The sequence below is a fragment of the Malacoplasma iowae genome (assembly GCF_900660615.1).
In the GTDB taxonomy this organism is placed as follows: Bacteria; Bacillota_I; Bacilli_A; order Mycoplasmatales; family Mycoplasmoidaceae; genus Malacoplasma; species Malacoplasma iowae.
In genome coordinates this window covers 1,071,045-1,097,549 of sequence record NZ_LR215023.1, presented here as the reverse complement: position 1 = coordinate 1,097,549, position 26,505 = coordinate 1,071,045, and the positions used below count along the sequence as shown (strand labels likewise).

General features: G+C 24.4%; 21 protein-coding genes. 16 read left to right on the top strand and 5 right to left on the bottom strand.

Annotated features, from left to right (window positions below):
• Positions 1–68: 68 nt before the first annotated feature.
• Positions 69–3,047 carry a transglutaminase-like domain-containing protein gene (locus tag EXC57_RS04425; RefSeq protein ID WP_004024983.1) on the top strand — a complete coding sequence of 993 codons (2,979 nt, stop codon included), beginning with the start codon at positions 69–71 and terminating at the stop codon, positions 3,045–3,047.
• Positions 3,048–4,156: 1,109 nt separating this feature from the next.
• Positions 4,157–5,866, top strand: a complete 1,710-nt coding sequence (locus tag EXC57_RS04420) for a hypothetical protein (RefSeq protein ID WP_129692689.1) — start codon at positions 4,157–4,159, stop codon at positions 5,864–5,866.
• Between the two features lie 758 nt (positions 5,867–6,624).
• Here the strand turns inward: EXC57_RS04420 and EXC57_RS04415 are convergent.
• A complete protein-coding gene (locus EXC57_RS04415; RefSeq protein ID WP_004025195.1) occupies positions 6,625–7,407 on the bottom strand; it encodes a DUF6856 family protein in 783 nt (260 codons plus the stop codon).
• A gap of 95 nt (positions 7,408–7,502) precedes the next feature.
• On the opposite strand from EXC57_RS04415, the gene miaB reads away from it, so the two are divergent.
• The 6 genes from miaB (at position 7,503) to EXC57_RS04385 (ending at position 13,671) form a co-directional block, all read left to right on the top strand.
• Positions 7,503–8,954: a tRNA (N6-isopentenyl adenosine(37)-C2)-methylthiotransferase MiaB gene (gene miaB, locus EXC57_RS04410; protein ID WP_004025196.1), complete on the top strand. Its 1,452-nt coding sequence runs from the start codon at positions 7,503–7,505 to the stop codon at positions 8,952–8,954.
• Position 8,955: 1 nt separating this feature from the next.
• Entirely contained in the window at positions 8,956–10,083 is a 1,128-nt protein-coding gene (locus EXC57_RS04405; protein WP_036452621.1) for a serine/threonine-protein kinase, read from the top strand.
• A complete protein-coding gene (rsgA, locus tag EXC57_RS04400) occupies positions 10,077–10,979 on the top strand; it encodes a ribosome small subunit-dependent GTPase A (RefSeq protein ID WP_004025198.1) in 903 nt (300 codons plus the stop codon). Before EXC57_RS04405 ends, rsgA begins: the two co-directional genes overlap by 7 nt.
• Before the next feature lie 39 nt (positions 10,980–11,018).
• Positions 11,019–11,468, top strand: a complete 450-nt coding sequence (locus tag EXC57_RS04395; RefSeq protein ID WP_004025199.1) for a nucleoside 2-deoxyribosyltransferase — start codon at positions 11,019–11,021, stop codon at positions 11,466–11,468.
• 189 nt (positions 11,469–11,657) lie between these two features.
• Positions 11,658–12,509: a MurR/RpiR family transcriptional regulator gene (locus tag EXC57_RS04390; protein ID WP_004025200.1), complete on the top strand. Its 852-nt coding sequence runs from the start codon at positions 11,658–11,660 to the stop codon at positions 12,507–12,509.
• A 187-nt stretch (positions 12,510–12,696) separates the two neighbouring features.
• On the top strand, positions 12,697–13,671 hold the full coding sequence (locus EXC57_RS04385; RefSeq protein ID WP_129692520.1) for an IS30 family transposase: 975 nt from the start codon (positions 12,697–12,699) through the stop codon (positions 13,669–13,671).
• Between the two features lie 130 nt (positions 13,672–13,801).
• On the opposite strand, the gene EXC57_RS04380 is transcribed toward EXC57_RS04385, so the two are convergent.
• A complete protein-coding gene (locus tag EXC57_RS04380; protein ID WP_004025378.1) occupies positions 13,802–14,203 on the bottom strand; it encodes a hypothetical protein in 402 nt (133 codons plus the stop codon).
• Positions 14,204–14,401: 198 nt separating this feature from the next.
• On the opposite strand from EXC57_RS04380, the gene EXC57_RS04375 reads away from it, so the two are divergent.
• Complete coding sequence (locus tag EXC57_RS04375) at positions 14,402–15,178, top strand: type III pantothenate kinase (RefSeq protein WP_004025380.1); 777 nt, start codon at positions 14,402–14,404, stop codon at positions 15,176–15,178.
• Here EXC57_RS04375 and EXC57_RS04370 read toward each other — a convergent pair.
• Positions 15,175–16,026 (bottom strand): ABC transporter ATP-binding protein, encoded by an 852-nt coding sequence (locus tag EXC57_RS04370; protein ID WP_129692688.1) that lies wholly within the window; start codon positions 16,024–16,026, stop codon positions 15,175–15,177. The genes EXC57_RS04375 and EXC57_RS04370 overlap by 4 nt on opposite strands.
• 3 nt (positions 16,027–16,029) lie before the next feature.
• The gene (locus EXC57_RS04365) at positions 16,030–16,992 is read right to left on the bottom strand and encodes a hypothetical protein (protein ID WP_004025382.1); all 963 of its coding nucleotides are present in this window, start codon (positions 16,990–16,992) and stop codon (positions 16,030–16,032) included.
• 104 nt (positions 16,993–17,096) lie between these two features.
• On the opposite strand from EXC57_RS04365, the gene trmB reads away from it, so the two are divergent.
• A complete protein-coding gene (trmB, locus tag EXC57_RS04360; RefSeq protein WP_004025383.1) occupies positions 17,097–17,747 on the top strand; it encodes a tRNA (guanosine(46)-N7)-methyltransferase TrmB in 651 nt (216 codons plus the stop codon).
• Between the two features lie 152 nt (positions 17,748–17,899).
• Here the strand turns inward: trmB and EXC57_RS04355 are convergent, their stop codons facing one another.
• Complete coding sequence (locus EXC57_RS04355; RefSeq protein ID WP_129692495.1) at positions 17,900–18,874, bottom strand: IS30 family transposase; 975 nt, start codon at positions 18,872–18,874, stop codon at positions 17,900–17,902.
• 208 nt (positions 18,875–19,082) lie between these two features.
• Here EXC57_RS04355 and EXC57_RS04350 point away from each other — a divergent pair, with 208 nt between their 5' ends.
• From EXC57_RS04350 to tsaD, 6 genes are read left to right on the top strand one after another with little or no spacing between them, the layout of a single operon-like run.
• Positions 19,083–20,657 (top strand): Cof-type HAD-IIB family hydrolase, encoded by a 1,575-nt coding sequence (locus EXC57_RS04350; RefSeq protein ID WP_004025384.1) that lies wholly within the window; start codon positions 19,083–19,085, stop codon positions 20,655–20,657.
• A 30-nt stretch (positions 20,658–20,687) separates the two neighbouring features.
• On the top strand, positions 20,688–22,358 hold the full coding sequence (locus EXC57_RS04345) for an ABC transporter ATP-binding protein (RefSeq protein ID WP_004025385.1): 1,671 nt from the start codon (positions 20,688–20,690) through the stop codon (positions 22,356–22,358).
• Positions 22,351–23,226, top strand: a complete 876-nt coding sequence (locus EXC57_RS04340) for an ABC transporter permease (protein WP_159402902.1) — start codon at positions 22,351–22,353, stop codon at positions 23,224–23,226. Before EXC57_RS04345 ends, EXC57_RS04340 begins: the two co-directional genes overlap by 8 nt.
• Positions 23,226–24,083, top strand: coding sequence for an ABC transporter permease (locus tag EXC57_RS04335; protein WP_004025387.1), 858 nt, complete (start codon positions 23,226–23,228; stop codon positions 24,081–24,083). Before EXC57_RS04340 ends, EXC57_RS04335 begins: the two co-directional genes overlap by 1 nt.
• Complete coding sequence (locus EXC57_RS04330; RefSeq protein WP_004025388.1) at positions 24,070–25,515, top strand: type 2 periplasmic-binding domain-containing protein; 1,446 nt, start codon at positions 24,070–24,072, stop codon at positions 25,513–25,515. Before EXC57_RS04335 ends, EXC57_RS04330 begins: the two co-directional genes overlap by 14 nt.
• Before the next feature lie 8 nt (positions 25,516–25,523).
• A complete protein-coding gene (tsaD, locus tag EXC57_RS04325) occupies positions 25,524–26,462 on the top strand; it encodes a tRNA (adenosine(37)-N6)-threonylcarbamoyltransferase complex transferase subunit TsaD (protein WP_004025389.1) in 939 nt (312 codons plus the stop codon).
• The last annotated feature ends 43 nt before the right edge of the window (positions 26,463–26,505 follow it).

The following is a 26,505-nucleotide window of genomic DNA, read 5'->3' as shown; positions in this document are numbered from 1 at the left end:
TACATTCTTTTACTATATTTTTATTTTGTTATAATCGGGTAAAGAAAGATTAAGGAGATAGGTGTAATATGAAAAAATGAAAAAAACTTAAAATAATGATGATTGGTTCCACAGCTTTAGCTGGACTTTTAATATTGCCTACAGTTTTAACATCTTGTTGAAATGGAAGTAGTTTAGTAACTAATACTCCAGATACACCAACTATAGTGCCACCAACTGATAAACCTGGTTCAGCACCGGGTGAAGATAATACTACAACACCACCTGTGAACCCACCAGTAGATCAACCAGAAACTTCTCCAGAAATTCCTCCAGAAGAAAAACCAGTTGAACCTCCAGTAGTACCAGATGAAAAAGAATATATAAAAGATGTTGATTACATGCTTGCTCCTAACACACCAAAAGATCAAGAACAAAATCAAGAGTATTGAATTACTAATCCAAATACACAAAATAAAAACATTTTAACTCGTTGAGGAAATGTTCCTTTACCAATGAAAGAAAAAGTAAGTGAAAAAGAAGTCTATGATTATTTCACATACATAGTTAATAATGGGCAATTAGGTAGAGTTCATACATTTGGACAAAGAAAAATTGAAACTGATTGACTATCAAACATTTATATTAAATGATTGGCTGAAAATTGAGCATTATATCCTTGAATTTCCTTTGAAAACATTGTGCCTTATTTCCATACTGATAGTGATGATCCAAGTCAAAAATTTGACTATGATGTATTGAATCAATGAAGAAATAATTACACTAAATTTTTTGATGAACATAAATTTTATGTTAAAGAATCAAAAATAGGAAACACAGCAGATTTAATTACAATTCAATCAGAACAAAGAGATGCTTTTTTTCAAATGGTTAGATTATTTCTAACTAATTATTATCGTCCTGATATGAGTGATTTGGATAAGGCTTTATCAGTTTTTAACTTTGTTATGTCATATATTGCATATGGTGATTCAGCAGTTGACCCATATGGAGCTTATATGAAACACTTAGGAGTTTGTGTTCATTATGCATTTACTGCTGCTTTCTTATTAAACTTAATTGGTGTTCCAGCATTTATGAATACTGCTAGTGATATGTTTTCTCATCCACAAGTTAGTTATCCTGGACATGCTGTTACTTGAGTATGAATTGATGCAGACAATTCAAATCAAAAGAAGTGATATATTATGGATGCTACAAGTGGTGATTATAAAGCAGAAACAACTTGACCAAGTGCTTATGTAATAAGTAATGGTGGTGGTGCTTGGGGTAACTTTTTAGAACCAGTTTCAGATATTGAGGGCGGAAATATTGATTACAGTCTAAAACAAAATAGTTTTTTTAGATTTTTAAGTAGCCCTTGATATTCACCTTTTAAAAACAAACAAGTTAAAGTTTCGTCTGACAGAAAATACTTAGAAAATTTAGGTACTTACACTAATATTAGAAATGGTTTTGGTAATTTACAAAATAAACAATCAAGACCAGTTTGATATAAAAATGAATGATATAGCATGATTATAGATAATCAAAGAAAAATTAAATTTTATAAAACATCAATGAATAACTCAAATAGAGAAGAATTTAGTATTCCACAAGAAATATTGAATGATTTATATTCTTTTGGTAACAAAAGATATTCTTCACCATATCTTGGTTTATATAATGATTGAATGGCTTTTTCAGTTTTTGAAAGACCAAATTATATGGATCCAAAACCAGTTAACAGCAAAACAAAAATTTATTTCCACAACTTTAAGGATACAAATTGGGAAAACACAAAAAGCATAGATATTCCTAATGAAGTTTTATATAAAGATGAAAATGGTGTTGAATACAAAACAGAAAAGGCTTTCTTTCAAACATTTTTCTTTGATAATGATAAATTATGTATTGAATATAGTTTTAAAGATAATGGTGGGAAAACAATTGCATCAATTATTAAAAAATATGATTTGCCAACTGAAGTACAAGTTAAAAATGATCAATATTTAGATTCAAGTGCTGTTAAAACAGCTAGCATTTATTATAAATTAATTGGTAACACTCACCAAATAGGAACTGAAAATCAACAAACTACTTTAGAAAAGAAAAATGAATATAATAAATATTTTAAAAATTTTAAAACTTCTGGATCAGCTTATAATGATTTAGTAAAAGTTAAAAATTATAGTGATGAATTTGAAAAATCTTTATTATCTAAAAAAGGCAATATTGCAAGTAGTGTTTCATCAGATATTTATCTAATTGACAAAGATTCATTTGAAAAATATGGTTATTATTTTGATAATATAAATCCTGGGTTTGATAGTTTTCATAATTTATCAAAAGATCAATATAATACTGCATTACTATATGACATATATTTTTTACCAAAAGATAGCAATAAATATGAATTAATAGCTAATGATTTGTATAAACCTATAATTAAAAAATCATACTTTGAAAAATATAGTGATAATCCGAATGGTAAATATTATATAAAAATGCATAACAATGATAATTCAATAGAATACAACACAGATCATTTTTACTTTGCTATAACTGATGATGACAATGTGGTTAATCAGCCAGAACAACCTAATATTGAATATACAGATAACACTCATCCTTCAACACCAGTAGGACAAACAAACTACTATGATAAATTTGTTTATAATTGATATGATCAAAGATATACTTTATCTTTAAACTATAATTGATCTCAAATCAGAGCAAATTATGATACTAAAGTTTATTTAAAAAGATATGATTTTAAAACTAAACAACTTAATACATTACAAACATGAGATAATCCTTTAAGAAAAGAAAAATATGTTATTGGTAAAGTTGATGAAGATAATAAAGGTATTTACTTTATGGATGTTGAGGTTAAATATAAAACAAACAATCAAGTGTTTCATTTATATTCACCATTTATGTATATGATTACAAAAAATGATGTGGATACAAAAAACTTTGATAAATGAATTGAATTATCAAATGATTTAAAACAAAAAATTAGACCTCAAAACAATAAACCAATAAATATAGTTAAACAATTCTAATATAATTTTGAAAGCACAAATAACTTATATTATTTGTGCTTTTTTATATTCACATATTAAATTTGAGTTAATAGAAATATTTTTATTAAATATTTTAGAAAACTAATAAACAATATCTTAATTTGTTTTCTTATAAATTTTTTAAAGTTTATATCAACTTTAGTTAATAGATAATATTTTAAATGATTTTTAAAATCATCAAGAACATAAAGTGAACATATTTTATGTTTAATTTACTTTTAAAAATTACTAGTTATAAATCATAGACTTATTTTTTAAAAAAAGAAAACAAAATTATTTAAAACTGATATGTTTTAAAAAAAATAAAAAAAATAAAAAATCTTTTGATTTTTTTGAAAATGTGATATACTTTATATGTAAGAATCTTTTGAATAAGGTGTAATTCCTTTCTGGTAATTAGATTTATACAGTTTTTAATTAAACAAAAATAAATCTTAACCATCAGTATAGTCTAGGATGAAAAGGTTCAAAAAAAATTGTATATGCTTAATCGCTTATAGATTGATAATCATATAACTTTTTATTACTCCGCACTAGTGTGCGGATTTTTTATTTATATTAATTGAAATCCCATTACAATTTATTGTTATTAAAAATTGATACTTTAAAAAACATTAAACATGGATGAAAAATAAGTTTGTGTTTAATTTTTTGTTCTTTAAAAAAGTTAAGTAATTTTATTAAAATGTTAAATAAAAAATTGAATATTAATGCAAGTTAATTTATAAAGAATAAATTGATTTTATTATGTTGCAACATTTTAAAAAATATTTATATTATTTGGCTTTAAGCAAAATAGTAATTCAACATCAATTTATAGTTAAGTTTAAACATAAATAATAAACACCATTTTTATCAAATAAACTATTTTGATACAAAACAATTTTTCCAATGATTTAAAACTTAAACATTTTTGAATTATGAACCTTTTTAGTTATAATTTATGTTTTTTTTAAAAAACAAAACACAAGTTATTTTTGTATTAAATATGTTCTTAAAATTTATTAATTTTTACTTTTCAGACTTGCTTTTTTTTTTTTTTTTTTGAGTATACTTTTTGTAAATTTTTAAGGATAGGAAAGAAAAATATGAAAATAAAATTATTAAAAACCATAGGTATAATTGGTTGTTTGGGTATTGTTGGAGCTACCCCAGTGATGTTAACATCATGTAAAAAGAAAAGCACATCACAAAGTGCAACTGTTACTCCACAATTAAAAAAATCAATTAGTGGAATTGGAAGTTTAGATGAATTCATTACTACATCAAGTAAAGCAGATGATGTTAACACTAATGTTAAATTTGTTTTGAATTCTAAGAAAGAATCAGTTATTGCTAACTGAGTATGTATTCCAGAAAGTGAAAAAAATAATATAAGTTTAGATACTAGTTTAGTTGGCTGAGATAATGACAATTGAGGTTCAATGTCTTTTGATGAATGAAACAAAACAAGCAATTCAACAAAAGTTGATTGAAAAGGTTCTAAAGATACAGCGAATTCAGATGAAAAATTAGAATTTAAATCAAATAAAGAATTAAGAGATTTTTTAAACACTAATATAGAAAAAATTGCAAAAAATGCTATATCAAGTCTTGGTACTAAAAAAGCCAGTTTAGCTGATGCTGATATTAAGGTTGATGAGAATGGAAATTTATTAGTTGCAATTAAAGCAGAAGATACTACTAAAACAAACATAGTTAGAACAAAAAGAGATGTTAGAACTTCTACAAATTACACTCTATCTATTCCATCAAATGTAATTAACTTTAATCCAACTATTAATTTAAAGGCTTCATTTGGTAATAATCAATCTACATCAGAAGAAGTGGTGTTCACTTATACTGTTACAAGTACACCTTTAATTGAACAAACTTTTGTAACAAATTCTGATAGTAAAAAAACTATAACATTAGCAGAAATGGCAACATCTGATAATGATTCTATTGGTTTGTGAAAAACTGTTACAGATGAAGGAATTCTTAAAGCTTTAGGTTGATTAGATAGTAGCAAAAGTTTAGATAATGAACATGTTGATGGTGATGGCATTGATTCAACATTATTAAAAGAAGATACAATAATTTCTGATCTTGGAATCGATGGTTTAACTAAAGAAAAATTACTTGGTATTCAAATTGAAATGAAACAAAGAGATGTTTCCAAAACAGATTACAATGGAGAATACAATATACTAGTTTCTACAACTTTGAATAATGGACAAAATACAGATTTAAATTTGAATTTTAACACATATAAAATTGTTTCACAAAAATCAGATAATCAAACTCAACATCCATTACAAGTGAATGTTCCAAATGCTTACATCATTGATACTACTGTAGATGGTGGAAAATTCATGAACATCACAAAAACTTTTTTTGGAAATAAATCATTTGAAATGGGTTGAAATGAGACTGTGTCTGCTACAGAAATTCTTAGAAAAAACTTACAAAACCAAAAAATATTTAACAAGTTTATTGAAAAAATTGATCAATCTTCAAAGACTCAACAAATTCCACTTTATAATGGTGTTTCAATTTCTTACAAGTCAAATCAAGTAACTGATGCACAAGATGAAGGTTTCAAAGATACTATTACTCTTACTTTAACTTTAAATAAAGGTTTTGCTTTCAAAAAAGCTTTTACATTAACTGCTAATGGCAATAATAAATATAACACTAATGGAAAAACATCTGAAGTTACATTTGGAATAAGCTTAAGCAATACAGAAAATGAAAAAGCTATTTGAAAAAATGCTTCAAAAACTGTTGAACAATTAGCGACTTCATTAGGACAATAATATTATCTTTATAAAAAATAAATTTAATTTTTATATATTAACTAAAACCGCATTTCTTATATTTAATAATTAACATTTTATGTGTAGCGCTATTTTTAATAGCGCTCACTTTTTTTATTTGAATATAACTGTATATATTCAAGTAAAAAAATATGTTTTTAATTGTTTCTTGGTGGAATTAATATAATATTAAAATTACATATTTTAAAACATAAATTACAATTTTTATTTGTTTTAGTAATTAATTGTAACTTTTATGAAGTGATGCTATTTCATTATTTTAAAAATTATTTATGGCAACTATTATCGATGCTGAACTTTAACTAAAAAGATTCAACTATTATGTTTTCTTTAATTAAATGAAAAAAATTGACAAATAACAAACATTTTAAATGAATGTGTATTATGAATATATGATATTTGAAAATATTTAAATCTAATTAACTATATAAATAAGTTAATTACATTTGTTTTGTATAAAAAATATTATGAATTTAATCATTTTACACTAAAAAAAAGAACATGAATTCTTAACTTAATATAAAAAGATATTACATATTAAAATTTAATAAATTATTAAAGTTCTTGTATTGCTTACAATTAAAAAAAAAAAAAAAAAACAGCCCTATTCAAGCCGATTTTATTATTTAATGTTTTATACAATATTTTATCTATATAAACCAAAATCAAAAATATAAATTACATTTTTAGGTAATTGAATATTAATATTCAGTAATTTAATTTAAATTAACATTTAATTATTTTGTTTGATAATAAGTATTAATGCTATCAATTTTTTCAGTTATTGAAAAAGAAGCTGGAGATTTTCCATTTTTAAAGGCCAACATTCCACCTGTTTTTGCTGTGTCTTTTAGAGATGGTCTTAAAACTGAAATATAGTTATAAAAATTTCTATAAGCTGCAGCACTATTATCTCTTCTTTTGTATGAACCTATCATAAATCTATATTCTAGAGGTAAATTTTGTTCTGTATATTTTCCTGGTGTTGATTCATTTGGGACATTAACTTTATTTGCTAAATCTAATACTTCTTGAGATGAATAAGTATCAAAAGGAGTTTCTTCACCATTTGTTGCTGATGGCCCACCTGCGTTTTCGTTATATGGTAGCAAATCTATAAATAAAACTAGCTTTACATTATTGTTTTTTATTGTTGAACTAGAGTAAAAATTTCTCATAAAATCACTAGTTGAAAAATTTTGTTCATCTACTGTTAAGTTTGTACCAGCTCCAGCATTTCCATTTGGCCCATAAAGGAATGATCTAACATCACTAGAACTTGTAGTTCCATAAACAAACAAATAATTTCCAGAATTGTATGAAGATCCATAAACAGCATCTTTTACACTTAAATTTGTTTGTGATAAAGTAGAATATTTTTGATTTGTATAAGAATTTGAAACTAATTTAACAGTTTGAGAAGAAATACTATTTGAAGAACATGACGTTAAAACAAATGGTATAACAAGCGAGGAAGTTGCTAAACCCGCAGCAAAAATTATCCTTTTTTTAAATTTCATAACACCTCTAAAAATATTTTTTAATATTATTAGTAATTATATAATATTATTATAAATTATGTATTGCTTACTTTTGAAATTACTATGGAGTTTTTATGAATAAACCAAAAAGAGACACATCTAAATATTTCTTACCAAATATTAAGAATGCAAGAAAAAGAATTGAAGAATCAAAAATAGTTAGAGATAGTTTTAACATTCCTGAAAATTTAGTTAATTATGGTGTTGGTAAAAAATTTCATATAAAAACTTTTGGTTGCCAATCAAATGTTAGAGATTCTGAAACATTAATGGGAATATTAGAGATGATAGGTTACACTCATACTGATTCAATTAACGATGCTGATTTAGTATTATTAAATACTTGTGCTGTTAGAGAACACGCAGAGCAAAAAGTTTTTGCAGATATTGGAGTCTTGGACAAAATTAAGAAAACTAATCCAAATTTTATTTTTGGAATGTGTGGCTGTATGGCTCAAGAAGAATCAATTGTTAATAAAATTTTAAAGAGTAATAGCAACATAGATTTTATATTTGGTACCCATAACATTCATAGAGTTTTAAATATTTTAGAACAAGTTATTTTTGAAAAAAATTTAATAATTGAAGTTTGGTCAAAAGAAGGTGATATCATTGAAAATTTACCTTCATTTAGAAATAGTAATATTAAAGCTTTTGTTAATGTTATGTATGGTTGTGATAAATTTTGCACATATTGTATTGTTCCATTTACTAGGGGAAAAATTAGAAGTAGAAGCAAAGAAGATATACTTGATGAAGTTAAATCTTTAATAAAAGAAGGATATAAAGAAGTTACGTTAATAGGACAAAATGTTAATTCATATGGAATTGACTTTAAAAATGATAAGAAATATCTTTTTCATGATTTATTAAAAGATGTTGCTGAAACAGGAATTAAAAGATTAAGATTCACTACTAGCAATCCATGAAATTTTACAAAAGAAATTGTTGATGTAATGAAATCACATCCTAACATAATGCCACATATTCATTTACCAATTCAAAGTGGGGATGAACTTATTTTAAAAAGAATGAATCGTCCAATGAGAATTGAAGACTATATTGGTTTAGTTAATTATATAAAAGAAAGTATTCCAAATTGTTCAATTACAACAGATATTATTGTTGGTTTCCCAAATGAGTCAAGGGAGCAATTTGAAAAAACATTAAGTCTTTATAACACAATTCAATTTGATAATGCATTTACTTTTGTTTATTCAAAAAGAGATGGAACTGTTGCAGCACAATTACCAGATAGTATAGAACTACAAGAGAAAAAAGATAGACTAAACGAGTTGAATGAATTAGTTAAAACTTATGCTAAAACAAACAATATGAAATTTGTTGGATCTACATTAGATGTTTTAGTTGAAGGACCTTCTAAAAAAGATGAATCAACTTTATCAGGATATTCTCCTCAATGAAAAATTGTTAATTTCAAAGGAGAAGCTAATCCTGGTGATATAGTGAAAGTTAAAATAACAAGTGCTTCAAGATTTACTTTAAATGGTGAAATGGTTAATTAATATGCAAAACAAAAATCTAATTAATACAATTTACATGAACTATAAACTAGTTGAATTACTAGGTACTGGTGGTATGAATTCTGAAGTTTATTTGGGCAAATATGTTGGTAATGATAAAGACATCCCAGATAAATATAAAAATGCTGCTATAAAAATAATTACAAAAACTAGTGATACAACAAGTGACCAATGAAATAAAATTTTAGATGAAGCAGTTACTAATGCAAGACTTTCAAAAAAAAGTGATGTTAACATAGTTAAACTTTTTAACTATGATAATAATGATTCAGATGTTGTTAAAACTGTAATGGAATATATGGATGGAGAGTCTCTTAAAATTGTTTTGAGAGATAGAAGTTGTTTTTCATTAGTTGAAACATTGTATTTTTTTGAAAAAATTCTTATTGGAATTCAATATATGCACAATCAAGATAGAAGTATAATTCATCGTGATTTAAAACCAGAAAACATTCTTACTTCTTCAGATCTTTTAGAAGCTAAAATTTCAGACTTTGGTGTCTGTACTGTTATCGAACCAAATGGTAAAAATAATTTTTTAACAAATGAAACTAGTTTTTTTGGAACAGTGCCATATGTAACACCTGATGCTTTTAATTGTACTTTTTCTGAAGGAAAAAGAATTCCAATAATTACTAAGCAATTTGATTTTCATTCTTTAGGAATTATATTTTATGAAATGTTAATTGGAGATAAACCTTTTGAAATTAGTGATGAAAATGATAGTAGCACAATAAAATTATTTGCTGATTATGATATTACTCCAATGAAGTATATTAATCCAACTATAACAAATGATGTTGAAAATGTTTTTTTAAGACTAACTGCATCAAAAGATAATGATAAACATTTAAGATATAGTTGTGTTGAAGAAATAATTGATGATGTGAAAAGAATACAAAATAAGTACACAAAAAATGATAAAGAAGATGATACTTTAAAACCTTACTATAAAAGAACTTATCAAGGTAAATTATTATTAGAATTAAAAGAAAATTTTACATTATGAAAAAGTATATGTAAAAATAAATGAGTTTTAGGTTGTGTTGTTGTATTTGGATTAGTTACTTTTTTATCAATTATATTTTTGTTATTGGGTAATTTATGATAGGAACTGTTATAAAGAAAACAGCACTAAATTTTACAATTTTTGATAAAGAAAAAAAAGAAGAAGTTATAGCTTTTCCAAGAAAAAAAATAAAAAGTGAAATTAATATAATGGTTGGCGATGTTGTAAACTATAACCTTATAGATAATTCATTTGTGATAGAAAATGTATTAGAAAGAAAAAATTATATCAAAAGACCTTCTGTTGCAAATATTGATTATTTAGCAATAGTTTATTCTGTAAAAAAACCTGACTTCAATAGTTTTTTATTAAATAAATTTATAGCATTCTATGAATCTTTTAATATTGACAAAGTTATTATTATTTTTACAAAAATGGATTTGCTTACTCAAAAAGAGTTAAAAGACTTTAATGAAATTTTTAAAGCTTATAAAAAAGATAAATATATTTGTTTAAATTCTAATGATAAAAAAGATATTGATTTTTTTAAATCATTATTCAAAGATGAAATAGTTTGTTGTCTTGCAGGACAATCAGGTGTTGGTAAATCAACTCTTATTAATAAAATTATTCCTAATTCACAAATTGCAACACAAGAAATATCAAAGTCTTTGAATCGTGGTAAACATACAACAACAACAGCGTCATTAGTTAAATTTAACAATGGTTTTTTTATTGATACTCCTGGATTTTCATCTATAGAATTTGATTTTTCAGCAGAAGATTTAGCAAGGTCATATAATGACTTTAGAATGTATGCTTCAGAGTGTAAATTTTCCAATTGTTTGCATGATAGTAATAGTGTTGGATGTAATGTTATTAAAAAAGTTAATGAAAACAAAATTTATAAACAAAGATATCTAGATTATTTAAAAATGTTGGATCAAATTCAATCTAAAAATAAAAATAATTTTTTAAATTATAAAAAGAAAAAATAAAACATTTTTATAATTTAAATGTAGAGAGAGTGAGATTTTATGAAGTTATATATAGCTGGTCCTTTATTTAATGAAGCAGAAATAAAACAAAGAAAATATGAAGGTGAAATGATAAGAAATAAATTTCCTAACATAAATTTATTCAATCCTATTGATCAACCTTTTAATACTAATAAAAGTAGTTTGCCAACTCCTAATGAAATTTTTATTAATGATACAAAAGCTATTTTAGATTCAGATATTTTTTTAGCTGATTTAACAAATAATGATCCTGGAACTTTAGTTGAATTAGGAATTGCAATTGCAACAAAAAAATTTATTGTTTGTGTGAATTCAGATATTAGATTAAAAGATGCATCAAATTATAATGTTCCAACTTACGGATTTAATCATTATGTTTTAGGCGGAATACTTGAATATGGAGTTTTTGTAAACAACTTTGATGAAGCTTTGAAAGAAATAGAAAAGTATTTAGCAAATAATAATTAATATTTTTTTAATATCTATTTTGTTTTTGGTCAAAATAGATATTTTATTTTGTATTCTTTTTTTTGTTTTGTTTGTATAAAAAGTGGGTAAAGTCTCAATTTTTTACCAAAAGTAAATAAAATATTTCGTTTTTGTTATTAAATGTTTTGTTGTTAAAATAATAATATTATTAAGGTAAACGGAAATATTATGACAACAAAAAATAATATTAAATTAATTAAGAATTATAACGAAAGTGAATTTTCTTTTTCTGAATTATCTGCAATAGACTACATTAACGATAATCCAGAAGAATTTCTTAAGATGCATAATTTAAACGTTTTTTGTGAAAATAAGCCATTCTCAGCTACTACTATTCAAAGACTAGCAAAGAAAATAGGTTTTAACACGGCTACAGAAATGAAAGGATTTTATACAGGTGTTTATATCGATGAACTAAAATCTTTAATTGTTTTTAACAAACAATTAAATAAAGATTTAGATAAAACAATATCTAACAATAACATGGATATTGATTTATTTTCTGAACTTAATTTTCAATCATACTGTAAGCAATTAATGATGGACTATAAAACAGTTGATTGAAATATTCACAAAAAATTACAAGATGCTATTTTTAATTGCAAAAATATTTATGTTTATCAACCAGATCAAATTTTTGCAATTAACAGTTTTGATATTTTCAGTCACTATCTTGGTATAAAGATATATCGTATTGAAAGTTATTATCGTTTTAAATTAATTCAAGAATTTGGTATTTCTGAAGATTCAATTTTTATTATTACAAAAGCTTTTTCTAAATTAGATGAATTTGAAACAAAGGTTTTAGATTACTTTAAGAAAAATAATGTTCCTATATTTACAATTTCTGGAATTGATGGTATTTTTCCTGATGTTGAAAACAACATAGTAATTGGTAACTATAAAAATACATTGGACGAATATGATAGAATAGTTCACTTCAAAACTTTTTATGACCCATTAATTAGCATTATTATTTTTAATTTATATTTAAAATTAATATCTAAAAATAAAAAATAAATTTTCAAAATAATAAAGTTATTTTTAATAATTATAAAAAACTAGACAATAAAGTTTAATAAACTTATTTATCTAGTTTTTTGCTCGACTGACATGTGAAGTGCAACACTCGAAAAAGAGTGTGCACTTCATTTGTTTTGTTTGTAAGTGTTCACTAATAAAAAGATAATGAATATTAGGAGTGCTTATGAAAACTTATAAACATTTAACAAAAGAAGAAAGATGCTTAATTTATTTTCTTTGAAATAAAGAAAAATATTCTATGAATAAGATTGCAAAAATCTTAAATAAAAACAAATCAACAATATCAAGAGAGTTGAAGAGAAACACATCTTCAGCAGGAATTTATTATTCATCATCTGCTCACAAAAAATACATTAGAAGAAAATCAAATTGTCATATGTTTTTTATGTTGAAGTACAAAAACTTCACAGATCTTTTTATTCAAAAATTTAATCCTAAATCTCATGGTGTAGAAGCTACAATTTTTTGAATAAAAGAAAACTATCCATTAGTTAAAGTTCCAAGTGCTAGGCAAGTATTTAGATGAATCAATAGCAAGATTTGAAAGATACAAAGAAGAGATTGTTTAAGAAGAAAATATGTTAAAGAAAAAAGAAGAAAAATAGGTATATTTTCTAAAATTTATGGAAAATACTGCATTCCTTATAGTCTAAGACCAGAAAAGATAAACAATAGAAAAGAATTTGGACATTGAGAAGCTGATCTAATAGTTAGTAAAAGGCAAAGTGGTTATTACCACTTATTAACATTAGTAGAAAGAAAAACAAGGTTGGCAATTATTAGAAAAATAAAAGGGAAAAACGCTAGATCAATGATGGCTAAAATGTATACCATTATTCGAGATGAAAAACTCCCAATAAAAAGCATCACTGTTGATAATGGGTTAGAGTTTCAAATGATGGGAATAACTGCAAAACAATTCAACTTTAAAGTTTATTATTGCCAACCTTATTCTTCATTCCAAAGAGGGTCCAACGAGAACATAAATGGGATAGTTAGAAGATGATATAAAAAAGGAACTGACTTCAGTTTAGTAAGTGAAGATAAAATAAAAACTCTTGAATGAAAAGTAAACAACATCCCAAGAAAAATGTTTGGTTATAAAACAGCTTACCAAATGTATCAAGAAAATATTTAAAACAAAAAACTCTCAACTTATATTTCAAAGTCGAGAGTTTAATGTAACATTGAAGTGTTGCACTTCACATGTCAGTTAGGGAAAAAACTAGACAATAAAGTTTAATAAACTTATTTATCTAGTTTTTTATTTAATTAGTTTTTGTTATTTCTTGGCTTTTTTTATTTGCCCTGTAGTTTCCATATTCTTCTTCTGTCATTTTATTTTTTTTACCCATAATTATGTTGTAAGTTTTTACAAATACAACAATTCCAGCAGATAAACCAGACATTACATTTGCAATTGCAACAGCCAATGCAAATGACCATTTAATTGCATCAACTCCAGAACTAATATCTTTTGCAATGTTATAAAATCCACTAATCACAAAGCAGAAAGAACTAATCATCAATATCAAAAATAAAGCCATATTAATATGATTTGTTTTTTTCTTTCTTATGACATTAAACACTTCAGGCATACTAAAAATGGCAATACCTACAGCGCCTAAATATCCAATGATAGTTATAACTATATCGCTTGCTGTTAACATATTGTCTCCTTAACTAAAATAAGTATATATGAATAACAAATATTATTTTTTCAAAAAGATTTATTTTTATTAATAACATTATTTAATTTATTATTAACAATAAAATTATTTAATTTATTTTTACTAATAACATTATTTAATTTATTATAATTAAAACCATGAATTAAAACATATATTTTAAAGCTTTGTAGGTGTATTATGGTATCTAATATAATTGTTGTTGACATTGGAAATTCATATATAAAAATAGCAATTGTTAATAGCAATTTAAATGTTTTAAATAAATTAATGTTTAAAACCACAGAGAAAATTTCAAAAAGATTTATTTCAAAAAAATTATTATCACTATCAGAAAATATTAATATTGATGGAGCTATAATTGGTTCTGTTGTTTCTCATATAACTAATAAATTTTTTTGTTTAATAAAAAAAATTTTTAATGTAACACCTTTTTTAATAGACCAAGAAAATGTAAAAGTTAGTTTTAAATTTAATTTGCCAAACAAAAAAACAATTGGTCAAGATTTATTAGCTTTATCTGAATATTGTAGTTTGAAAAATAAAAATGCTGTTGGTTTTTCTTTTGGCACAGCAATATTTGCTGTTTTGTTAATAGAAAATGAATTTTTAGGAGCTAGTATAGCTCCAGGAATTGGTACTTCATTTGATGAATTTATTAATCGTGTTCATATGATTGATGTCATTAATTTAAACAAAAAAGAATTAACTTTTTTTGGTGATAACACCATTAAAGCTTTAGAAAGTGGAGTTAATAATATTAGATCTGGATTTGTGAATAGTTTTTATAAACAAGCAAAACTTAAAGTTGAAAATCAAACAATGGCATGTATTATTTCAGGTGGCGAGTGCCATGATATTATTTCTGATTTTGATTATATAATTGATGAAAATGCAATTATTATTGGTTTTGCAAACATTTTCTTTTTAAACACAAATAAAAAAGCAACTAATTAAATATAGTTGCTAATACAGTTATTAAGTGTTTTGTATTTTTTTATTACATCTTTTTTATCCATATCAAGATATACTACACCTTTTTTCATAATTACAATTCTATCTGCTATATAATCCACTTCATCCATGTCATGAGAAACGATCAATATTGTAATATTGTTTTCTTTTGCATATTCTTTTATAAATGTTTTTATTTTATTTCTTATTGTTACATCTAAACCTGTTGAAAGTTCATCAAGTATTATAAATTTAGGTTTGTTTAAAATCGCTAATAAACAATTTAATCTTTGTTGTTGTCCACCTGATAAACTAGAAGCTTTTTTATTATAAAATTCATCTATTCCAAAGATGCAAAGCATTGCATTTAAAGTGTCTTTATTAATTGCTATTTTTGAAATTTTTGTAATGAACTTTATTACTTGTCTAACTTTAATACCAACAGGATATGAACTATCTTGAAATTGGATTCCTATATATTCTTTAAAATTATAATTATCTTCAAAATGATATTTTATTTCTCCACTTGTTTGTTTGTTTAAACCAGATAGTATTTCAACAAAAGTTGTTTTGCCAGCACCATTGCCACCAAGCAAAGCAATGTTTTGGTTTTGATATATATTTAAATTCACACCATTAATAGCTGTTACTTTGTTTTCTTTGTGTCCAAAAACTTTAGTTAAGTTTTTAACTTCTATTAATAACTTTTTATCATCTTTATTTTCATTGATTATAACTTCATCTGACATATTTGTATTTTCATTTTCTTTTAGAGATTTAATGATTGATTGATCAGTTATTTTTTCAATATCATATTTAATTTTGCCTATTTTTTTATTAAAACCAAACATTGTTTACCTCACATTTCATTTAAATTTTCAAATTGCTAATCCCGAAAATAAAGCTATTCATAAAAAAACACTAAACATTGAAACAATTTTTTCAGCTTTTTTAAGAACTATTAATTGTGTTGTTGGATTTTTTATATTAATGAATGTAAAGTTTTGATCAAAATTAAAAATATTAGATTTTTCAAACATCATTGTTTGTGTTGAACTATCAATACCTTTAAAGTTACCATATCAAGATTCAAGTACCATATTTGATGCACCTTTAAAAGGTGATAATACATACCCTGCATATCAAAAACCCTCTTCTTCTCTAACTAAACCTAGTGGTATAACAGTTACTGCTAAAAACATTGATGTTATTAATATAGAGATACCTGTTGTTTGTATGCTTATAGTTGATCTACCAATTGAAACCAAAAATATACCAATACTTATACCAATAATAATTGAAAATGTTTGTCCCCAAATAAACCCAAATCAATTTACATTATTTAGTGTATCTTTAAAATTCATTGCATATATTTTTGTACTACTTGCAATGGAAAAAATTTCTTTTCCAGAACCCCAATAATTTATTCCAAAAATTAACATTGAAAATAATATGCATCAAAATATGGAGATGAACATTGCGACAAAATAATATAAACTACTAATGAATAAAAAAAGAGATGGTTTTATTGGAGTAACACCAATCCTTTTTAGTAGCGAAGATTTTTTAAATTCAAAAATTGCTTGAGGCATTGAACACATTGCAACAGACATTGATGGTACAATTAAACTTCCACCAAGGATTTGGTCATAACCTAACATGTTACCAAGTATAGTTATAAAAATAATTGGAAATACAAAAGAAAAAAATGGCCCAAAAATTCCATTTCAATAAGTTGTATTAATTAAATAAAATAAAGCTCTACTACCTCGAAAGGCATCTTTAGTTTTTTGTTTGACTGTGGTCATTATTTGCATTTTTATACGTCCGTAAATAATAATTTTGTTTTTATATTAAATTATATTAATCTTAAATAAAAAAAATATCAATAAATTTTTTTTATTATAAAATTTTACATGTTATGGGTAGACTTAGAAGAAATAGAAAATACGAAGAGAAACTTTTTAATGACACTAATGTTTTTATAATTAATCATCTTGAATATATTAATAATTGAAAAAAACAAGTTTTTAAAAATAATAATGAAATACATATTGAAATCGGTTGTGGTAAAGGTGATTTTATTAATTCTTTGTCAAAAAACAATGAAAATATAAACTATGTTGCCATAGATAAATTTCCAACAGTTTTATATAAAGCATTATCAAAAGTGAATAAGGAAATGAGAAATAATTTAAAAATAATATCAACAGATGCAAAAGAATTAAACTCAGTTTTTGGAAAGGGCGAAGTTGATAAAATTTATTTAAATTTTTCTGACCCATGACCTAAAAAACAACATGAAAAAAATCGACTAACAAATATAAGTTTTTTAAATATTTTTTTTAATATTTTAAAAGATGGTGGGGTTATAGAATTTAAAACTGACAATGACATTTTATTTGACTATACTGTAGATGTTGTAAAAAGTAATAATATGAATATTCATTACTTATCATATGATTTATATAGTGATAAAGAAGAAATCAAATTTAATGTCCCAACCGAATATGAAAGAAAGTGACATTCAGCTGGAAAAACAATAAAAAAAATTGTTTTTTCAAAAATATAAATTTATATAAAAAACCTAAAAAATCAATAATTTTATTTTTTTAAAAATTTAATTGTTTTTTTAGGTTTTTCCCTAACTGACATGTGAAGTGCAACACTTCAATGTTACATTAAACTCTCGACTTTGAAATATAAGTTGAGAGTTTTTTTGTTTTAAATATTTTCTTGATACATTTGGTAAGCTGTTTTATAACCAAACATTTTTCTTGGGATGTTGTTTACTTTTCATTCAAGAGTTTTTATTTTATCTTCACTTACTAAACTGAAGTCAGTTCCTTTTTTATATCATCTTCTAACTATCCCATTTATGTTCTCGTTGGACCCTCTTTGGAATGAAGAATAAGGTTGGCAATAATAAACTTTAAAGTTGAATTGTTTTGCAGTTATTCCCATCATTTGAAACTCTAACCCATTATCAACAGTGATGCTTTTTATTGGGAGTTTTTCATCTCGAATAATGGTATACATTTTAGCCATCATTGATCTAGCGTTCTTCCCTTTTATTTTTCTAATAATTGCCAACCTTGTTTTTCTTTCCACTAATGTCAATAAGTGGTAATAACCACTTTGCCTTTTACTAACTATTAGATCAGCTTCTCAATGTCCAAATTCTTTTCTATTGTTTATCTTTTCTGGTCTTAGACTATAAGGAATGCAGTATTTTCCATCAATTTTAGAAAATATACCTATTTTTCTTCTTTTTCCTTTAACATATTTTCTTCTTAAACAATCTCTTCTTTGTATCTTTCAAATCTTGCTATTGATTCATCTAAATACTTGCCTAGCACTTGGAACTTTAACTAACGGATAGTTTTCTTTTATTCAAAAAATTGTAGCTTCTACACCATGAGATTTAGGATTAAATTTTTGAATAAAAAGATCTGTGAAGTTTTTGTACTTCAACATAAAAAACATATGACAATTTGATTTTCTTCTAATGTATTTTTTGTGAGCAGTTGATGAATAATAAATCCCTGTTGAAGATGTGTTTCTTTTTAATTCTCTTGATATTGTTGATTTGTTTTTATTTAAGATTTTTGCAATCTTATTCATAGAATATTTTTCTTTATTTCAAAGAAAATAAATTAAGCATCTTTCTTCTTTTGTTAAATGTTTATAAGTTTTCATAAGCACTCCTAATATTCATTATCTTTTTATTAGTGAACACTTACAAACAAAACAAATGAAGTGCACACTCTTTTTTGAGTGTTGCACTTCACATGTCAATCGAGCAAAAACCTAAAAAATCAATAATTTTATTTTTTTAAAAATTTAATTGTTTTTTTAGGTTTTTTTTGTATACTATTATTAGTTTTTAAATAGATTGGAAGTGAAAATGGAAAACAGACTTTTAGCTTTGATTGACCTTGATGGGACTTTGCTATCTCATCGTAGCAAAATTTCAAAACATAATTTGGAAGGAATAAAACAATTTTTAATTGACGGCAATCAAATTGCTATTTGTACAGGAAGATGACCTGTTTCTGCCACCATTTTCAACGATACTATTGAAAAATTCACATCTTTAAAAAACAAATACTTAATTTCACTTAACGGTTCTTTAATTTTTAATTTAATTGAAAACAAAATAATATATGAATCTCTTATAGATTCAAATATTTTTAGTCAATTGGTAAATTTAATAAAAGATAATAATTTTGCTTTATGAATTTATTCAAAAAAAGGAATTGAAAATAGAAAAATTTATACTCATAAGATTAATTTAAAATGACTTATGAATAAATTTAATTATGGAAAGATAGTAGATCTAAAAGAAATGTCAAATGATGATGAAATTTATAAAATATTAGTTTTTAATTTTGGATTATTTTCACACAAAAAATTTACTGATTTTGGACAACTACTTAAAAATAATTTTGAAAAAGACTTAACTGTTTCTCTAACTTCAAGGCACTGCATTGAAATAACTGGTCTTAATGCAAGTAAGGGGGATGGTTTGGATTTTTTAAGTAATCTTGAAAAAATAAACCCTCTTAAATTTGTAGCCATAGGAGATTCTGGAAATGATATTTCTATGTTTAAAAAAGCTGGCCACAAAATATGTTTAGGCAACAAAAATAAAACTTTATACTCTTGGGCCAATAAACAAATAAAAAATAAAAAAGGTGTTAAAAAAGCATTAGATTATGTAAAAAATATTAACTTTAATTTTGATAAAGAAAAAACTTTATTAATTGATTTTACAGGAATTAAATATTTTAATATCAATCAATCAGAATTTAATAAATATGAAGCTTTTTGAAATTTTTTAATTAATCAAAATAATATTGCTATTTTGTCACATCTTTCTATGTGAGATATGCAAAATATGTTCAAACACTTTTTTATTAATGAAAAAGTTTTATTGATTTCAGATTCTGGTAATAATATTAAATTTTGTAAAAACAAAGATAAGTATTTATCAAAAAATATTTTTAGTCTGACCCAGTTAGTATGTATTAGAGGATTATTAGTTTCTAGCATAAACAACAATCCTAATATATCTGTATTAATAAACAGATTAAATGATAAAAATATATTTTTATCAACAAACAAAAGTAATTATTCTTACTTTTTGAATAATTCAATGTTTTCAAATGAAAATATAGAATTTGTAAATTTAAGTGATAACACTAGTTATTTAGAAGAACTAAAAGATGTTACTTCAGTAAATATTTTTGGGCTTGATAGAATTCCAGAAGAAGCAAATCTTAAAAGCTTAAATGTATGTTTTGAAAACAATGTTTTAAGATTAAGTTTAAAAAATGACGAAGATTTTAATTATGAAAAAATAATTAAAAAACAACTTTCTGATAACATTTTAAAAATTGATGCAAGACAACTATTGGAAAATAACCAAACTATTTTTGACGAAGTTAACAAATTTATCATTCAACATTTTTTAAAATAATTTTTGTAAAGGTAAATATGGTGAATAGAGTTGAAAAATGAAAAAGCATTTATTCAAATTAAAAATATAAAAAAGGTTTATGATGATCAACATGTTGCTGTTAATGGGATTAATTTAAATATAAATAAAGGTGAATTTGTTACCATTCTTGGTCCATCAGGATGTGGTAAAACAACTCTTTTAAAAATGCTTGGCGGTTTTGAGCAACCAACATCTGGGAAAATTCTTGTTAGAAATATAGATATAAAAGATTTGCCAGTTCAAAGAAGGCCAACTGCAACAGTTTTTCAAGACTATGCTCTTTTTCCAAACATGAATGTAGAAAAAAATATTGCATATGGTTTGAAAGAAAATAGAATTCCTTTAAAAACAATGGAAGAGTTAAATGAAAACCAAAATCTTTCAAAAGAGGATAGAACAGAAATTAATAGATTAAAAAATTTAATGAAGCAATGTGACAAATATTTTGAAGACTGTAAAAAGAAAGCAAATGAAAAAATTAAAGATTTAGCTAAGACAAAAAATTCACTTTTAAAAGAAAAAGAAAAATTACTTAAAAAAATAGATGAAAAACCTTTTTTAAAAGCAATCTATGAAATGACAGATGAAGAATATGATAATCAAATTCAAAAAATAAAAGATGATTTTGAAGAAAAAAACAATAAGAGTTTATTATTATCTATTCCCTTAAAAATTAGATTTTGTGAGTTTATTAACAATTTGTTAAATTTTTTTGGGTCAGATAAATATATCGAATATAAATTAAATAATGAAAATAATCAATTAATTTCAAGTTATTTAAGATATGAAAGAAATTATAGATTAAATGTTGTTTTGAAAAGAAAAATAGATAACATTGATTATAAGTACAATGATTTAGATTATTGAAATTCTTATTGAGAAAATTTTGCACTTGAAGAAAAAGATTGATTTGTTAAGACAAAATTATCTAGAAAACTAACAAAAGAAGAAATGCAAAAAGAGATCAATGATATGATTGCAAAAGTTGGTCTTAAAGGTAAAAATAAAAAATATCCAAACGAATTATCTGGTGGGATGCAACAACGTGTTGCTCTTGCTAGAGCTTTGATAGTTAAACCTGATATTTTACTATTGGATGAACCACTTAGTGCTTTGGATGCTCAAGTTAGAAAACAAATGCAACATGAGTTAAAAAGATTGCACAAAGAATTTGGAATTACATTTATTCTTGTAACACATGATCAAGAAGAAGCTTTAACACTTTCTGATAAAGTTGTTGTAATGTCAAATGGGAATATTGAACAAGTTGGTAGTCCAATTGAAATTTATGATTCACCAGCCAATAATTGAGTTGCAAAATTTATTGGTAAAGCAAATATCTTTTCTGGAACTTTTTGTGGTGATAATCATGTTAAAATTAACAACAAAAAATTTAAACTTTCAAACGATAATGATTATTCTAAATTCAAAGAAAATGAAAAAGTTAATGTCATGATAAGACCAGAAGATTTTAATGTTGTTCCAGTAAAAACTGCATTAATTGAAGTTAAAGTAATTGAAACTATATATAAAGGGTTAATGTGAGAAGTTATTTGTGATTGAGATGGAACTCTTATTAATGTTGAAGTGATTGATAAAGTTGATGTATCTCAAAAAATAGGTTTAAGTTGAGATACTGAGGATTTACATATTATGAAAGAGGTAGATGAAAATGAATAATAAATTTATCTCTACTATTAAAAAAAATAATAAATTTTGAATGTTTATTCCTTATTTTTTAATAAGTATTATTTTGGTATTAATACCTCTTATTATTGTTGTTATTAGAGCTTTTACTCCAGCAGTTGTTTCATCTGGAGATGGTAGTGTTAGTTTGCCAGTAAGCGAAAATTGAAACTTTATTGATTATACTGTTTTTGAAAAAATTTTATTGTCCATTGGGATTGCATTTGTAACAAGTTTATTATGTTTGGTTATAGGTTACCCATTTGCTTACTTTTTATCTCTTAATAAAAATAAGTGTTTGAAAATATTAACAGTATCAATTGTAATATCTCCAATTTGAATGAGTTTTCTAATTAAGTTGGTTAGTTTAAAAACTCTATTTGATTTAATGAATGGAAGTCCAAATAGTACATATGGAAATATTTATTCAATAATTGCTTTAGTTTATATAAATCTACCTATCTTTATATTAACAATTTACACTTACATTAATTCCATTCCAAAAAATCTTTTAGATGCTAGTAAAGATCTTGGAAAAAATAGTTTACAAACTTTCTTTTTTGTTATTGTTCCTTATACAAAAAATGCAATTATGAGTGGATTAACTTTAGTATTTTTACCAAGTATTACAGTTGCTGGGGTTAGTAAATTTATGAATAATTCCAATGATGGAGAATTAGTTGGTGATATTATTGTTGGTCAAGGTCAATCAGCGCTTGTAAGTAATATTGCTTTATCTAGGGTGTCAGCACTTTGTATAGTTTTATGTGCTGCAATTTTGATTTTATTTGCAATTTTTTTAGTAATTAGAAAAGTACTAAAAGTACAAAAAAGCAAAAGGGACAATGGAGGTGTTTTATAATGAATAGTTTTACTGATTTCTTTTCAAAAGATAGAATTCTTAGTTTTATAAGAAAATGATACATCTTCATTCTTTTATCTTTAATTTATATTCCTTTTATAGTTTTGATAATAATAAGTTTTAATGGAGAAAGTTCTAGAGGAAATATAGTTACAAATATAACTGGAAATTTAACTGGTGTTAACTATATTAACTTATTTAAAAATGATGAATTTTTAAATTCATTATTTAATACATTTTTAGTTGTTATTGTAGTTGTTCCAGTATCAGTTTGTGTTGCTATTTTTACGTGTCTTGGAATGTGATATAGTAAGAAAAGAATTACTAAATTCACTAAAGGTATATCAAGTGGTAATATAAGTATTCCTGAAATTATTACAGGTATAAGTCTTGCAATATTTTATTCTATTGTGTGAATCCCTTTAGGTTTGGATTTTGGTTATGCTACAGTTGTAATATCTCATATTTCATTTTGTATTCCATATGCTATTGTAGCTATTTATCCAAGAATTATGAGTTTAAAAGTTAGTTTAGTTAATGCGTCTAATGATTTAGGTGCAAGTAAAACAAGAACTTTTATGAAAGTTATTCTTCCATATCTTTCTCCTTCAATAATTTCAGCTTCAATAATTGTTACAGCAATGAGTTTTGATGACTTTGTTATTACTTCATTAGTTAATGGTAATTTCCAAACAATTTCTACAAGTATTTATTTATCAGCAAAAGGTATTAAGGCTTGAATTGTTACATTTGGCGCAATACTAGTTATGTTATTTTTTGCAGGATCTGTAATTATTGCTCTTAGAAAAATTATTGTTGAAAAAAGAAAGGAAGGAAGAAAATGTGGGTTTAAATAAATTAAAAATAACTAGTTCGATTCTTCTTGCTTCTTTTTCTTTGGGTTTTGGTTTCACATTAACATCATGTAGTGATAATGGTTTTTATTTAGCTAACTTTGAAAGTTATATGGCCCCTAAATTAATGACTTCATTAAAATCTGAATATGATAATTTGAATTTTAGATATTATGGAACTAATGAAGATTTAGAAAGATCATTTGTAAGAAATTATGATGTTGCTGTTCCCTCATCATATTTAATGGCAAAATTTGCATCAAGTGGAAAATTAGTCAAATTAGATTGATCAAAATTTAATATTAAAGATTCTGATGGTCAATTAATTACTGATGCAGAAAAAGCCCTTAAGCTATTTGACCCGACAGCACAAACAATTTTAACATCAATATATGATATAAATGGTGATGGGAAAGTTGATAAAGAACACGATAATTTATTAAATTATGGAGTGCCCTACTTCCTTCAAGATTTTATTGTTGGATACAAAGGAGAAAAACTACAGAAATTTGCAAAAAATAATGAAAATAGATGAACTGATGTAATTAATTATTTTGGCAAAAATTCTGGTAGATCTAAAACATATAAAAAAATCGCAATGATTGATGATTATAGAACAGTTTATTCTATTCCTAGATTGATAGAAACAGAAAGCAGTGGTTCTCCTAATGTTAATCCTAATGCAGGACCAAAAGGTGAAGATGTAGTCACAATAAATAATTTTGTTAATACTTATGGCATCTTGTCTTCAAATTTCACTGAGAGTAATACCTTTTTATTAAATTCAGATTCTAATTTTATTCTTAATGACTTTGCTGACCCTAAGGGAGCAAGTGTTGGAATTATGTATAATGGTGATTTACTGTACGCTATTCAAGGTGGTGATAATGGTAGTGAAGAACAATTATTTGATGAGAATAATGTTCACTTCATTAGACCAAAAAATACACTTATAGCATTAGATATGTTAGTAATAAATAAAAATTCTAAATTTCAAAATGAAGCTTATGACATAATTAAAAAAATTGCTTTAGAAGGCCTAAGTAAAGATGAAGATATAACTAATACCGATGATGAAGATTCATATATTTATGGCCCAATGGTAAATTTTGATTATGTTCAATATACTTCTCCTTTGGAAAAAATTACTGAATATGTTCTTGGTAAAAAAGAAACTAATCCAAAAACTAAACAATTAAATAATAAAGATGAAAGTGAAAATAAAATTCAATCAACGTATTTCTCATATTTATTAGATGAGGGATATTCAGAAGAATTTGTAAAACTTTGTCAAGAAATTTATCGGATTGGTTTATATAATTCAACTGAAAGTCCTACTCAACCAGTAAAACATAATTTAATAGAAAAAGATTTAAGTGAATTAAATAAATCTAATATGTTTTATGCTTATAATAAAATAAGAGCAAAATTATAAGATTTAATATGAATAACTATATATTAGCAATAGAAACAAGTTGTGATGACACAAGCATTGCAATTTTAAAAGAAAATAAAGTATTGTCTTGTGTTACAAAAGACTCAACTAAATCATTAAATGAATTTGGTGGTATTGTTCCAGAAATAGCATCAAGAAAACATGAAGAATTTATTATTGATGTTTTTAATGATGCAATAAAAGAAGCCGGAATAAAAAAAGAAGATATTAATTATATATGTTATACAAATGAACCTGGGTTACCAGGTTCATTGCATGTTGGTAAAACATTTGCATTGTCTTTAGCATATTTTTTAAATATTAAAGCATATCCAATTAATCATATTCATGGTCATGTATTAAGTCCTTTTATAAATAGTGAAGTTAAATATCCTTTTATATCATTAATTGCGTCAGGTAAAACAACAAGTATCTATGTTGCAAAAAACGCAAATGATATCACTGAAGTTATCAAAACAGATGATGATGCACTTGGGGAAACATTTGATAAAATAGGAAAAGCTTTGGGATACCCTTATCCACAAGGACCATGAATAGATAAAAATTTTGTGTTAGAAAAAGCAACAATAGAATTTCCACATCCACAAATTAATAAAAACTTTTCTTTTTCTGGAATTAAAAATAGAGTTATTAGTTTAATTAATAACAAAAAAAACAAAAAAGAATATATTGATAAAATTGAAATTGGATCATCTTTTCAAAAATGAGCAATTGATATATTGATGGATAAATTAGAATTTTTTAAAGAAAAATATAATACATCAATTGTAGCAATTGGGGGTGGAGTTTCAGCTAATAGTTTATTTAAAACTAGAATAAAAGAATTATTTGATTATAGTTTTGTACCAGAAAAAGAATACTCATGTGATAATGCTGCAATGATAGGTTTTGCATTTTATGAGAAATATTTAAAAAAATCAAATTAAAAAAAATTAATTGCTTTAAAATTCCTTGTTATTAAAATTTTTA